Below are 14,247 nucleotides of genomic sequence, written 5' to 3' on the forward strand. Positions count from 1 at the left end.
TAAGTTAATTACCTAAATATACTTATCAATGTCTTCGAATCCGGGTAAATGAACAGTATATTTTTCATTATATAGCTGAATTGCTATCATTTCTGTGTAAAACAAATTTAACCTTCTCCTTTCCCTCTTTTAATTCGTACAGTATCCAGGAATCTTCGTTTTCACCCTGCTCCAGGATCCAGTTTCTTTTTGGATCAACCAATAGTTTTTTGATATTCCGTGGAAAAGCATTGGCTGAACGGGCCTTTTCCCAAGTGCTTATTGTTCTAAATATTTCGTATTTCTGAGGACAACTTTCCACCTCTTTTTGGTTCAACTCCAAACTATAGGTAGTGCCAAGGCCTACAGATATGGCTTGTATATGTGAATATTGTTCAACTGTCGAGCTGGCATTGATTGCGAAATTACGGCCCATGCCAACAGGGAAGAAATTGGCATATGTCACATCCCTAAGGTCTTTGCCCTGACTGGTGCTGCTGCCCCATTCTCTGGTTTCTAAATCGTATAAATTCTTTCCTCCTCCAATATTCCATATACTTTGATAATGCCATGAACCTTCCGATAATGTGGCTCCAGTAAAGCGGATGGGTGGAATTCCATGTGCTGCAGCTCTTTCAAACATTTTTCGAAAAAATCGCTTTGCCGAATAGTAACCATGCCCATTGTTAAACAAAAACTCCTGCCCGTCAAAATCGTAATAACCCAGCCCATTAATGAAACACACATCAGCATAGTATGCTGCAATTTTGTCCTGAAGTTCCATATTTGGAATTAACCCATCATAGCCATAATTTAAGGTGACCTGTAATTTATAAATGGTGTCATTTCTGGAGTGATTAAGTGCTTTTGTTCCCCAATACCCACGTTTTACATTTAAAAGTCTGTAGGGTTTGTTTTCTGAAACGCCCAGATAATAAATGAGTTCCTTGCCAATTTTTATCATATTTAAATTCTCTGCATGGCCTTCCCAACTTGCGATTTCATCCAAATGGGTTGGGTCATCCACGATTAAAATGGTATCGTTGGGGTTGATGGAGTTTACTAACAATCGTTTTTGTTGGTAACAAAGACTATCACTGGGGATTGGGCTGGCATCTTTGGTGCCTGGAGCCAGTGCAGTTGTAATGGTGGTCCTGCCAATTGTAATCCCATATTTGGCGGCCATTTCAGAAAATTCCTTGTGGGATTTATTTCCAGAGGTAAGCTGTATAGGCTTACGCTCAAAATTTTTCCCGTCAATATAACCTTCATTTCCCCGGTCAGGTCTGACAAAACCCTGGTCATACAGGCTGATTGTTTTAAAACCCAATTGAAAAGTATAGGAAATGATGCTGTCATTTAATCCTCCGTGGGTCATGGCATCTGGCACAAAAGCCGAAGGATCTTTCACCCATTTATCATTAATGGTAGGGTAGGGCAAACCTTCTGACAATACAATGTTTTGAATAACCTCCATCAAGGCAAGGCTGTCTGGACTGCCCCACAGTGCTATTGAAGAGCCGATATAGTCAATGCCGGGCAATGGCTGAACTTCCAAATGATTGGGTGTATTTACTGCCATATTGGGAATCAAAGAATAGTAGACCTCCCTCTTTTTAGTCCGATCTCTTGACTGGTAATTTATGGAGATTCTTCCTTTGTCGTCAACGGTAGCTGCATTGCCATACATTATCCTGAAATAGGGTTCTTTGTGGGCATAAAATGCTACATCGTTGATGCCATCTCCACCAAGCGTGAAAACCTGACCTTCATGCAAGGAGTCAGGTAAGGGGTAATGTGAAGGATCAGGTGAATGGATAATGTACTGAAATGGTGCAGCATCTGCTATGGTTTCAGAAGTACCTCCCAGTGTGTTGTCATCCAGGGCAAGCATCCCAATGGCATAATTGACCAGCTCGCTGGTATCTCTTGCAACGCCGATTATCTCGCCAAAAAGATTGGTGATATTCGTATGATAAGGTCCCCATTGGATGCCCTCAATTCCCTCAGATTGGCTGAGGGATTCAAGGGTAAATTTGAAATATTTGTTTTTCGTTTCCAGGCTGATTTGTGCCACAGATCCGTTGGAGAAATCAAGTGTTATTGCCTCGTTCGTTTCATTGAATGTCGCCTTAATAGGCTCATAATAGATTTGCTTATCACCGTCATAAAGGCACATTAAAGGAGAAGGTTTATCTGCCGGACTAAATTCCTGATTTTGGGACACCACATTGTTTTTCATGCTGGTGATAAAACCCTTGTCATCAATCTTTATTTTAAAATACGAGGTACTAAAGTTACCCTGCTCTTTGTTTGAACAATTACTTATCAGAAGTATGAGAAGCAGCCATCCGGTAAAGTGTCTAAACTTATTGTCACTGAAAATATTACCAAGCATAATTAGATTCTTAATTAATGGGGTTACTTTGAGTGCAAGTGGTTGCTGTTAGCCTATGTCTCGTTACCAATAGAAATATTGTCTTAGGAGGTGAATATAGACCAAAAAAATGGGCGTTCCAATGGTGAAAAGGCTTAAGCCAATTTTCTATTGTATGGGTTAAAACCAATTTCCAAGGTATTCAATTCCTGAAATGAAGGGAGGAATGTCGGGTTAAGCTACACTACTTTACTTTTTTCCGAAGTCTTAACATTCCATACAGCGCTTTAAACACTTAGAGTGGTCCATAGTAGAAGAAAGTGAATTGTGTTTTTTTTACCAGCCCTAAATGCGCAATATCACAGCCACGGGTGTAGCCCGTTAATGATAAATGATTTTTTCAGGATGAGAATAGGTTAGATTAACCCAATTGTACCATAGGTTAGTAGAATTGGTTGTTTAGTAATCTTTTGCCTACTAGCCACTGGCTTTCTCTCGTTTACGTATTAAAAATAGCTTGTCATTTTCGTTCTTCGCCAGTTTTATGGCCAAATCCAAATGGTGAACGTGTTTGGCCTGATCTATTCCACTGTATAATTCAGCTAGAAGAGATTGGTAAAGATGGTTTTTTTTTAAGTCTATTTTCAAGGCTTCTTTCAATGCCGTTTCTTTACTTTCAGCCATAGCCAGTGCATAGGTTCTGTTCAAGGCAGTAATGGGTGAATATTCGATTTGCAAAAGGCGGTTGTACAATTGTAGAATATTTTTCCATTTTTCTTTTTCGGCCACGTTTATCCTTGAATGCCAAAAAGCAATTATTGCTTCCAAATGATATTTTGATACCCGCCCTCCAATCGCTGAATAGTTAAGATAAGTTTCACCTTTTTCAATTAGTTCAAAATTCCACTTTGCTTTATCCTGTTCTTCATAGATGACCTGTTGTCCGGACTGATCAAATCTTGCCTCAAATCTCGAAGAATGAAAACAAAATAGGGCCATTAAAGCATTCGCTTTTGGGACATTGGTTTTCTCATTTTCGGTTAATAGGTAGAGAAGACGCATTGCTTCTAAACAAAGGTCCTTGCTGAGTGAATTGGAAGATGTAGAGGAATAATAGCCCTCATTAAATAAGAGGTATAAAATTGAAAGCACATTGTCCAACCTGTTTTCCAGGTTCGAGTTCGAGGGAAAAGACAAGTCTATATTGTTTTCCCGCAAAGCTGTTTTTGCCCTGTAGAGTCTTTTGTTGATTGTTTCTTTTGTGCTTAATAGGGCATTGGAAATTTCTTCCACGCCAAAACCACAAAGTATTCTTAAGGCAAGGGCAATTTGTGATTCATTGCTATTGATAGGGTTGCAAACAGCAAACAACATTTTCAGTTGACTGTCATTGATATTTTCTTCAGAAAGGTCAAGTTCCAGTTCGTAGGACGGTGCTTGCGTATCTTTAAGGACCACTGAAACTTTTTCAGTAAAGATTTTTGTCCTTTTGAAATGGTCCCTTGTTTTGTTTTTGGCGACGGTATAAAGCCAAGCGGTGGGATCATCAGGTATACCCTTGATTCCCCAGGTTTCGGCCGCTAGAAGGAAAGTATCGTTAGCGATGTCTTCTGCAATCTCTATGTGTACTATTCCAAATAATTTACAGAGTACAGAAATGATTTTCCTGTACTCTGTTTTGAATAAATGAGGAATAAGCTCCTTTTCTTGCATAACCAAAATTATACGCTAAACTGAGTTAAATGATGGTACAGATACTTATAGTACAAGTTTTTCCATCCGTACACTTAATTCGATAAATCAGTTGAATACCATTACATCCCTAATTTCCACTTTTCCTCCTATTAAAAGGGTTGGGCAACCTTCGGAAAGTTTCACTGCATCGGCAAGGTTGTCGGCTTTTACGATAATATAACCTCCCACAATCTCTTTTACTTCAGCATAGGGTCCATCGCTGACTACTCCTTTTGCGTTTACTGTTTGGCCTTCATAGCCCAATGCATTGGTGCTAACGAATTTTCCCTGGGCAGCAATTCCTCCAATCCAATCCTGCCATTGATTGACCATTGCCTGCATTTGTTCTGGCGATGGTTTTGGCTGATCGCCTTTCTCTGTTCTGAAAATCATCATAAATTCTTTCATAATTGCTCTTGTTTTAAGTTTATACCCCTATGACGATTGAGGTTCTTAAGATAGGACATGGATTGCGTTTTTTTTTATAAATAAATTTTTTTAACAATTGCCTAATGGTTAGGCTAGGTGGAATTGTTGTTTTGTTTCTGAATAATACTATAGCTGAAGGTTTAACATGCAATAGGAAATAAGCATACTTTTTCGTGAAGAAGTCGCTTTTAAGTCAGCATCTAATCCATTGTCAAAGGTTCAATTAGGTTTTATGGTCATTTTTGTCATAATTGGTTTTAATGGATTAAATGTCAATAAGATATAGAGAGGTCTGTTTGCTTTTCTGAATAAAAATCCTCAATTTCTTCGAAATTCCTTGCCTGAAATATTCAGTGAGTTGAAGAAAATTAGCACCTGAGTAGTCGTGTTTAATTCTTATTAAAGGCATTAACTTGTTGAAACATAGTATTATACGGGTGTTAGCGATAAGGCTAAAAGATATAAACTCAACCGTATAAAATTCGATTTTTTTCTTTGAATTCAACATGTTATTTCTATAAAAAAATATGAAAAAATCAAAAATACAAGGGGAACTTTGGGGGAAATCACCTAATGGCTGGGCAGAAGTTCAGGAACCTTTGCACAAACCTTTATGGGAGGCCATGCTCAACGCTACTAAAGGTGGGAGAGGCACACCTTTATTCGATGCGGTCAAATAGTTAGTGAAACGCATTGAATAAGGTTTAAATGATATAAACCTTAAACTGAGGATTTACAGAATAATCGATGAGAGTACGGAAGAATATTATAAAAGCTTTCCTCCCTTTTAAAAGCATTTATAAGCTTCTCTATAGGTTATAGGTAATTGTTCAAAAAAAAATCTACTTATGAAAACGGGGGTTTTTCTATTATTCGCTATTTACTTAATCGTTCCAGCGCTAAATGCACAGACATTTACAGGTAGTTTTGATTTAGTCGTAAACCATTATTATCCTAATGGAAATGAACGTATTGATACGATCTCTTATTTTTTTGGAAAGGATAAAACGGCAATTATCATTTATGGAAAAAGAAGAGACCCTGACATGCGCATGGTATTTAGCCCGAAGGATTCTACCATTACGAATCTTTTTGAAATGAATGGGAAAAAAAGTGGCTACATCCTGCCTATGGATGAAAAACATTGGCCAGGAATGCAATATGCATTGCGACCTTTTAATGCAGGGCCTCGGAAAAAACTGAATTTTACTGGAAATGAAACCACATTAGAGGGGTATCACTGTCGAGAGGTTTTAGCTGACAATGGGAAATATTCTGCTACAATCATGCTTGCAGAAGATATAAAATTATCTATGTCAAGTGTGTTTAGTTATCAAAGTGTAGGTGCAGGTAAGTCCCAAGATGAATCGGGTCTATTTGACAAATTTGGTGTTCAAGAGTTGCCATTAAAATTGAATTTAAAAAGCAAAGAGGAGAAAGCCAATGTAATAATTCGAGTGGTTAATTTTAATAAGGCTTTTCCTGATACTATTTTTAGTACAGAGGGCCATTCATTAAGTAAAGTGGAATAATTAATTCCCTAAAAACCCGAGTTCGCCTTAAGGTCTTTTAAAAAAGGCTAAATCAACACTGCCCACCCCTTTTGGGGGCTAATGAAGCGGAAAAGGGTGCGGTAGTCCGGTTCTGCTTGGGGTTTTTCAATTTCACCAACTAATTGTATTTCCCATTTGAATCAATTGCATTTTTGATATGTGCCAAATGGTGGTTACAATGCCATGCATAATTCCCAATGGTTTCTGCCAGATTGAATTTTTCACCATGTTCGGGATGAATAAATTCCAGTTCCAATTGTTCTTCAGTAAGGCTCATCAGAAGAGTTACCCATTTTTGATGCAATCCATTTAATAAGCTTAGTGAATATTCGATATTGTCGTCTTGAGAATCAATCAATTCAGCCCACCTGTCTTCAAAGTAGGGTTTGATTGTTGGTTTTTTTTCTGTCAGCGTCAACTTAAATCGAATAAGGCTGTTCATATGGCTGTCACTGCAATGGTGTACCACCTGCTTCACCGTCCAACCACCTGGTCTATACCTCCAATTAAGCTTTTCAATGGAAATATTATGGGTTAGGTTTTCAATTTTAGCTGGGAAATCTTCAATTTCACTAATCCATTTTGTGATTAGATCACTACTAGGGCTTTTATTGGGTATGTATTCTCCAATGGGGAATTTGAGTTTTTGTATATCCATGGTGGTTGATTAGCTATAGTGAACATTGACTGGAAAGTGAAGAAAAGCATTCCGAAAGGTGCATTGGCGTTATCAGTATACCGCAAAAGGGCCCTAGAAGGTGAATTTAAAATAAAAATTTGACCGATCCTACGGCTAAGATGATTGTTCGGAATTCTCAGGATTAAGTGAAATTTTTTGTGAGACCTCAGTTGATGGGAGGAAGGGATAGGATCTCTTGACTTATCGGAAAGCCTTGCTTTAGTAGCGGGATCAGTCTGTTTGGAGATTTTGCTGCATAATAGATTGAGTATTGCTTATTTTGGCTTCAAATCCTCAAGGCATATTTCGGGTATAAATAGGAGAAAAAGGTTTTTATCTTTATTTTTGGTACAATGACAGATGAAATAGAAAAACAGCCAAATAATCCATTGCACGGAATCCGACTAGTGGATGTACTGGACTATTTGGTACAGAAATACGGTTTTAAGGAATTGGGAGAGCGTATTAGAATCCGTTGCTTTACAAACAACCCCACACTCAAATCTTCTTTGACTTTTTTAAGGAAAACACCATGGGCAAGGGAAAAGGTAGAGGAATTGTACATTAAGACAAAAAATAGGGAATCATCGCAATGAAATACCCTCATTACGGTAAAGGGTTTTATTCTTTTTATCACAGGCATTGACCAATTATGGAAATAATTGCTGGTACAGTGGTCAAATACCATTAAAAATCAGTATACTAATAGGGTTGTAACCTTTTTGTTAACAGCGAAATTCATAAATTTTAAACCTAAAATAGATCAATTCATAACAGATGACCATGAAATCACCAAAAAATGAAAATCAGGAAAACTCCAGACGTTCTTTTATAAAGAATGCTGCGATAGCTTCCTCTATTGCATTCGTTCCCAGACATGTTTTGGGTGGCGTAGGATTTACGGCTCCAAGTGACCAGCTGAATATAGCTGCCATTGGCGCTGGAGGAAAAGGTGCCAGTGATATTAAAAATGCATCCGTGAACGGTAGAGAGCGGATCATTGCATTATGTGATGTAGATTTCAACGGATCGGCAAAACGCTCTGTAGAAAATTTCCCTAAGGCCAAGCTTTATGCGGATTTTAGAGAAATGCTCGACAAAGAAAAGGATATTGATGCGGTGACCATCTCTACGCCCGATCATGTCCATGGCCCAGCGGCTTCTTATGCAATGCATAGAGGCGTACATGTATATGTACAAAAGCCCATGACACATAATATCCAGGAAGCCAGACTGCTTACGCAAATGGCAAGGGACAAGAAAATCGTAACCCAAATGGGTAACCAAGGAGGTTCAAATCCATTGTTGAACATGGTTCAAGGCTGGATCGATAGTGATAAAATTGGTAAGGTGTCTAAGGTACAAGTTTGGACCAATAGACCTGTTTGGCCTCAAGGAATTCCTTTCCCAAAACCAGAACCTTCCAAAAAACCAGATGATTTGAACTGGGATCTATGGCTAGGTCCTGCAGAATACATTCCTTTTACTCCAAACCTTCATCCCTTCAACTGGAGAGGTTGGTGGGATTATGGAACTGGTGCATTGGGAGATGTAGGATGTCACTTGATCGATATCCCTTTCAGAACTTTAGGCTTAAAGTATCCAACTGATGCTGAAGCCAGTGTAGCTTCGATCTATACCGATATGTGGACTGCGGATTATTATCCGAAAAGTTGTCCTCCAGCTTCATTCATAACCCTTCATTTTGATGAAACTACCAAGAGTAGGTCACCAATAGAAATGACCTGGAGTGATGGAGGAATCAAACCTTCTCATCCAGATATCATTCCTGCTGACAGTGATATCGGAGGAAGAGACAGTGCCAATGGTGTACTGATCATAGGAGAAAAAGGAATCATTTCTACCAATATTAATGATAGCTCTCCTTTGATGCCTAAGTTGTACCTAAATGATGGAACGACTGATTTTGGTCCTGAAGTAGAGAAATCTGATGAGCCAGAATATGGTCACCAGCGCAAATGGGTAGATGCATGTAAAGCAGGTTTCAATAGCTCAGAACACAAGGCTTTGACCTCCTCTTTTGACTATGCAGGTCCAATGACTGAAACGGTCTTGATGGGTAATCTTGCTACTAGAAGTTATATGCTTCAAAGAGAAGACAGCGCAGGAAAAACTGAATTCTTCGGTAGGAAGAAACTATTGTGGGATGGTGAAAACATGAGAATTACCAACCTTGAAGAAGCCAATCAATTTGTAGGCAGAAATCACAGAGAAGGATTTAAGGTTTGATTTAAGTAATAAGTAAATTATAAAAAAACTCCGCCCTTTTTAATTAAAAGGCGGAGTTTTTTTTATAATTAATCAATATCTAGTTTCACTCTAAAAAAGTTAAAAACCTGAAAATATGCAAAGCCTATATCATTGCATATTTTCGATTCAATACCCAGTAATTTCTTTCAGTAAATTGAAAAACCCCTTTTTTCTTTCCGAAGAAATGGACCAGTCCACAGGAACACTCTGGTAACCTACTTCAAAGGCTTCTCCCTTTTTACGGAAATCAAAATATCCCCAGGAAGCGTAAGCAGCAATAGAAGCGGTCAGGTTATTGAAGTCTTTGTCAAAATCAAAATGATCGTCTTCATTAAAGAGGATAGGCATTTTATGGTAGCCCTTTACCTTCTTGGTTTCCGCTACCATTTCCCCAATCTTTTCGGGTTCGGATACACCATTTCCATGCAATAAAATGAAATCGGCAACTTCTACTACATTGGGTAAAGGGATAAACCGACCTCCATAACTGGTGCTGACATAATACCTGTATCCATCCCTTTCAATGGATTTAGCTCTTAAAATCAATTCATGAACCCTTTCTGGTTTTAAGATTTCGTGGACATACCTCACATTGCACTCATTATTGATTTCTATAATTACATTTCTATAATTGTGATCATGAAGCCAATTGATCGTAAGGTCTACTGCCTTGATAATAGCTGCTTCGTCCTTAAGCCTATGGTCCTGTCCAAAATAAAACAATCCCAAAATGGGTACCATCTCCAATCTATCTGCCTCATCAAGAATTTTCTTCAATCGATTCATGTAGGCTGGTCTCAATTCACCTTGGGCAGTGAAAGCAGAATTGTGCCAAGGTTGATTTTTGCTGTACCCTTCAGGGCTTCCACCTTGAAGATTGATGGTAAAAGAAAGCAGGCCATGCGTTTTCCAATCGGCCATGTTTTGCACAAATTCAGATGTGTTTCTGTCAGCATCCCATTTGCCTGTATCGGGGTACTTCCACCGGTCTGAAGTTTCTGCATTTAAGTCATCAAAAACCCCCTGTACCATTCTTGAATTCATTAGAAGGCCTTCAATTTTCTGGCCTTTCCATTTTTGACCTGAATAGGTAGGCTTTCCATTAATGTAAAATTTATCTCCCTTGATTTTTACTTTGGTTTGAGAAAATGAGGGTGAAACGGAAAATAAAATAAGCAAGCCCAATAAAGTGCTCGCTAACTTTTTCCAATGGAAGAAATTTCCTAGATGCCTCATACCTCGTTTGGATCTGGGTGGATAAAAGGGGCTCGATAAGGCCTGGTCAAAAGTCTGGTTGCCTCTTCATCATTGATTACAATTCTTTTCTCAGGATCATAAGTCAAAGGTCTACCCAGTTTCATGGACATGTTGGCAAGTATGCAGCTAGCGGTGGAAATGTGTCCTTCTTCGATGTCAGCCACTGGTCTGCCTCCATTTTCTATGGCATGAATAAAATCTATCATATGGGCCCTGGTTGCAGGGGCAGCCTGTAGTTCTATGTCCTTTTCGGTAAGGTCTTCAGGGTACTTTTCTTTTTCATAGACTACATCTCCTTTAATTGTTTCCCCTTTACCCTGAGGAATAAACTCATATTTCATCACCGAAGCCTTCAGTGTGCCTTTGTCACCATAAATTTTGTAGGCCCAGGGGTATTCCGGGTCTTGTGGTGTACCCCAACTGCGATGGGTCCACACACAATCCAAATCATCGTAGTGGAAAGTAGCCGTTTGGGTATCTGCAATGGTAGATTTACCACCTTTTTGAACATATATTCCACCATTAGCGAATACACTTTTAGGCCAACCCAATCCTAAGGTCCACCTAACTGCATCAAACATGTGAACACACATATCACCAGTGATACCATTGCTGTATTCCATCATGGTGCGCCACCATCTTCTATGAGGCAGGCCATCGTAAGGTCTCTTAGGACCGGGACCAACCCAAAGGTCATAGTCGAAAAAATCTGGTACAGGTTCTACATCAGGGGATCCATTTGCTCTCATATGATAATAGCAGCACATTTCTACATGAGAAACTTTTCCTAATAGCCCTTTATCGACAATATTCTTTTTCGCCTCCACCAAGTGGGGCGTACTTTTTCTCTGAGTGCCTACCTGAACGACTTTATTGTGTTTTCTGGCAGCAGCTAAAATTGCTTCTCCTTCAATTACATCTACACTAATAGGTTTTTGTAGGTATACATGTGCTCCGGAATGGATCGAATCTATTGCATGAAGTGCATGCCAATGATCAGGACTTCCTACCAAAACAATATCAAGCTCATTTTCATCGAGCATTTGCCGGTAGTGGTTGTATTTTTTTGGGGTTTTACCTGACTTCTGTCTCTGACTTATCAATTTGCCTGCTTCATCCAGCAAATGGGCATCGGGATCAGCTATTCCCAAGACTTCTATATCAGCTACCTGAATAAGCCTGAAAAGATCACTTTTGCCGTACCATCCAGTGCCAATCAATCCTACCTTGTATTTTTTAGCCTTTGCGGAAAAGGCCATTGTCGGCACTCCGACACTCGCCAAGGTGGCCATTGCTGTACTTCCTTTTATAAATTTTCTTCGGTCAAATTTTAATGGGCTCATTTATCTATATGGAGTTTGTCTACATTAAAAATTCAATATATAAAAATTATCCCTGAGAGAAAGTCTTTCTTTCTTGAAAAATGGATTTTTAATGAAATTTCTTTCAAAGGGTAATTACTTGTGGTAATTTTCAGGAATAACAATAGATACCTCAACCAAATCAAATTTTAATGATGCAAAAAGCAACCAATTTTCTTTTTTTTGTAATTATTTCTTTGCTTTCACAAGCTGTATACAGTCAGGAAAATAGCTCGTTTTTGGACCCTCCTAGGGTAATTCAATTTTCAGCGTATGAATCTCGGCATAACTTGGAAAACCGAAAGTTTTCAGGTATTTCTTCTTTGGCCATTGATGAGAAAAATGGGGATTTTTATGCGGTCTGGTACGCAGGGATTAGTCCCGATGAAGATGAAAACAACTATGTCGTTCTTTCCTCTAGCGCAGACCAAGGAGAGACTTGGAATGAAATGTTAGTTGTAGATCCCGATGGTGGAGGGATGGTGAGGGCATTTGACCCTGAAGTATGGGTAGATCCATTGGGTAAGGTGTGGGTGTTTTGGGCACAAGCAGTAGATAAAGACGCGAAAATCGGTGGAGTATGGACCATTATAGGAGAAAAGTCCGGTAACGGGTCGATTGAATGGTCAGCCCCAAGAAGATTGACGGATGGAGTGATGATGTGTAAACCATTTGTATTGAACAATGGAAATTGGGTACTGCCAGCATCTACTTGGAGGGAAACGGATAATAGCGCCAAAATGGTGGTCTCAAATGACCAAGGAAAGACCTGGAAGGTACGTGGTGGAGTGCATGTCCCCAAAGAATTCAGGTCTTTTGATGAGCATCACTTTATTGAAAAGAATGATGGTAAACTATGGGCACTGCTAAGGACCAAATATGGGATTGGAGAAAGTTATTCTAGTGATTCTGGGAAGACCTGGTCTGACCTTAAGGAATCCCCGATAGCACATCCTAGTGCTAGATTTTTTATTCGCCGTTTACAATCAGGAAACCTACTATTGGTAAAACATGGACCAATATCCATCAAAACCAAAAGAAGTCATTTAATGGCATTTATCTCTAAGGATGATGGAGCAACCTGGTCAAGAGGGCTTTTGTTGGATGAAAGGATCAATGTCTCTTATCCCGATGGGCAACAAACTGCTGATGGTACTATTTATATTACCTACGACCGCAATAGAACAATTGACCAACAGATTTTAATGACCCATTTTAAAGAAGAGGATATTTTGAACGATGCCTACGATGAACAAATGGTAGAGATTTATAATAATAGAAGAATCATCAGTACGAAAAAAGATTAGTTGATTGATGAATACCTTTAAATGGTTTTGGATTGTATTATTTACTATAGCGCTTTTTGAGCCGAGTATAGTATTTGGTCAAGAGCGCTATAGGACCGTCCTTGATGCTCCTTGGGAGCGTCATACCATTGATGATTCTTCATTGGGCTCGGATGGTACTAAATTTTCAGATGTCAATAATGATGGAAAGCTTGATCTGATTACAGGTTGGGAAGAAGGAGGTATTTCTCGCATTTACTTGCAGCCTAAAAATACCAAAGAACAGTGGCCTTATATAGAGTTACCCTCTCCTGATGTGGAGGATGCGTTTGTCTCAGATTTAAATGGAGATGGGTTTATGGATTTGATCACCTTCTCTGAAGGGGGGCACCAGCGGATTACGATTCATTGGGCACCTGCTGATGCGGAGGAGTATTTAGATGGGCAAAATTGGATTTCTAAGGATATTCCAGTTACAGTAGGGAAATCGAAGTGGATGTTTGGACGACCTTTTAATTTGGATGGGAAAAATGGTCTGGATCTGGTTGTGGGATCTAAGGCTCCAAATGGTACTCTGGGATGGTTAGAAGCCCCTGAAAACCCCCTCATAATGGAAGATTGGAAATACCATGAGATTTCAGGTCTTGGTTGGGTAATGTCTATAGCCCTTTTGGACATGAATACTGATGGGGAAGTAGACATTGTAATTACAGATCGAAAAGGGGATTTACGGGGGTTGAGGTGGATGGAAAACCCAGGAAAAAAATCTTTAACCAATACTTGGGAGAATCATTTTTTAGGCATTAGAGACGGGGAACCCATGTTCATGGATTTCTTTGAAACCGACAAAGGTCAAAAAAATATTAATTTCATTGTTCCAGTAATTCAACATGGCTGGGAGCACTTTGTGAAAAACGAGGGGGTATGGGAAAGTCATACAATTCAGTTTCCCGACTTTGTAGGTAAGAGAGCTAAATCTGTAAAAGTAGGTGACATAAATAATGACGGCATTCCAGATTTGACTGCTACATTTTCAGAGTCTTTGGGCAAATCAGGAGTAATTGCAATGATGAGTTTCCAAACTGACACCCCTTACTTTTTAGATATTAGCGGAAAAGAAGGCGTTAAATATGATTTCATTTTATTAAAGGATTTAGATGGGGATGGAGATTTGGATTTGATCACTTCAGAAGAGACTGGAGCCGATGGATCGAAGAAAGGATTGGGTGTAATTTGGTACGAAAACCCGATCAAATAAAATGTTTACCAATCTTGTTTTTTTTTGAGTAATATAGGCCTGATTATAGGGGATTCGAGTAAT

Annotated in this window: 12 protein-coding genes; 6 read left to right on the top strand and 6 right to left on the bottom strand. The window is 39.1% G+C overall.

Going from position 1 to position 14,247, the window contains the following annotated elements:
- Positions 1-67 precede the first annotated feature (67 nt).
- The 3 genes from AC0L7T_RS08685 to AC0L7T_RS08695 form a co-directional block, all read right to left on the bottom strand.
- The gene (locus tag AC0L7T_RS08685) at positions 68-2,377 is read right to left on the bottom strand and encodes a hypothetical protein (RefSeq protein WP_473342160.1); all 2,310 of its coding nucleotides are present in this window, start codon (positions 2,375-2,377) and stop codon (positions 68-70) included.
- 456 nt (positions 2,378-2,833) lie between these two features.
- A complete protein-coding gene (locus tag AC0L7T_RS08690; protein WP_473342161.1) occupies positions 2,834-4,069 on the bottom strand; it encodes an RNA polymerase sigma factor in 1,236 nt (411 codons plus the stop codon).
- 87 nt (positions 4,070-4,156) lie between these two features.
- Complete coding sequence (locus AC0L7T_RS08695; protein WP_473342162.1) at positions 4,157-4,498, bottom strand: YciI family protein; 342 nt, start codon at positions 4,496-4,498, stop codon at positions 4,157-4,159.
- Between the two features lie 548 nt (positions 4,499-5,046).
- Here AC0L7T_RS08695 and AC0L7T_RS08700 point away from each other — a divergent pair.
- Together AC0L7T_RS08700 and AC0L7T_RS08705 are read left to right on the top strand one after the other, a co-directional pair.
- Complete coding sequence (locus tag AC0L7T_RS08700; protein WP_473342163.1) at positions 5,047-5,199, top strand: hypothetical protein; 153 nt, start codon at positions 5,047-5,049, stop codon at positions 5,197-5,199.
- Positions 5,200-5,367: 168 nt separating this feature from the next.
- Positions 5,368-6,051 carry a hypothetical protein gene (locus AC0L7T_RS08705; protein WP_473342164.1) on the top strand — a complete coding sequence of 228 codons (684 nt, stop codon included), beginning with the start codon at positions 5,368-5,370 and terminating at the stop codon, positions 6,049-6,051.
- A 139-nt stretch (positions 6,052-6,190) separates the two neighbouring features.
- On the opposite strand, the gene AC0L7T_RS08710 is transcribed toward AC0L7T_RS08705, so the two are convergent.
- Complete coding sequence (locus AC0L7T_RS08710) at positions 6,191-6,730, bottom strand: YfiT family bacillithiol transferase (protein ID WP_473342165.1); 540 nt, start codon at positions 6,728-6,730, stop codon at positions 6,191-6,193.
- Between the two features lie 374 nt (positions 6,731-7,104).
- On the opposite strand from AC0L7T_RS08710, the gene AC0L7T_RS08715 reads away from it, so the two are divergent.
- Together AC0L7T_RS08715 and AC0L7T_RS08720 are read left to right on the top strand one after the other, a co-directional pair.
- On the top strand, positions 7,105-7,347 hold the full coding sequence (locus AC0L7T_RS08715) for a VF530 family protein (RefSeq protein ID WP_473342166.1): 243 nt from the start codon (positions 7,105-7,107) through the stop codon (positions 7,345-7,347).
- A 187-nt stretch (positions 7,348-7,534) separates the two neighbouring features.
- A complete protein-coding gene (locus AC0L7T_RS08720) occupies positions 7,535-9,001 on the top strand; it encodes a Gfo/Idh/MocA family protein (protein WP_473342167.1) in 1,467 nt (488 codons plus the stop codon).
- A gap of 147 nt (positions 9,002-9,148) precedes the next feature.
- Here the strand turns inward: AC0L7T_RS08720 and AC0L7T_RS08725 are convergent, their stop codons facing one another.
- Together AC0L7T_RS08725 and AC0L7T_RS08730 are read right to left on the bottom strand one after the other, a co-directional pair.
- Positions 9,149-10,258 carry a hypothetical protein gene (locus tag AC0L7T_RS08725; RefSeq protein WP_473342169.1) on the bottom strand — a complete coding sequence of 370 codons (1,110 nt, stop codon included), beginning with the start codon at positions 10,256-10,258 and terminating at the stop codon, positions 9,149-9,151.
- Positions 10,255-11,622 (bottom strand): Gfo/Idh/MocA family protein, encoded by a 1,368-nt coding sequence (locus AC0L7T_RS08730; RefSeq protein ID WP_473342170.1) that lies wholly within the window; start codon positions 11,620-11,622, stop codon positions 10,255-10,257. The genes AC0L7T_RS08725 and AC0L7T_RS08730 overlap by 4 nt, the downstream gene beginning before the upstream one ends.
- 170 nt (positions 11,623-11,792) lie before the next feature.
- Here AC0L7T_RS08730 and AC0L7T_RS08735 point away from each other — a divergent pair, with 170 nt between their 5' ends.
- Positions 11,793-12,947: a sialidase family protein gene (locus AC0L7T_RS08735; RefSeq protein ID WP_473342171.1), complete on the top strand. Its 1,155-nt coding sequence runs from the start codon at positions 11,793-11,795 to the stop codon at positions 12,945-12,947.
- A gap of 7 nt (positions 12,948-12,954) precedes the next feature.
- Entirely contained in the window at positions 12,955-14,184 is a 1,230-nt protein-coding gene (locus AC0L7T_RS08740; RefSeq protein ID WP_473342172.1) for an FG-GAP repeat domain-containing protein, read from the top strand.
- Positions 14,185-14,247 lie beyond the last annotated feature (63 nt).

The sequence above is a fragment of the Cyclobacterium sp. 10D3-21 genome, from assembly GCF_055809755.1.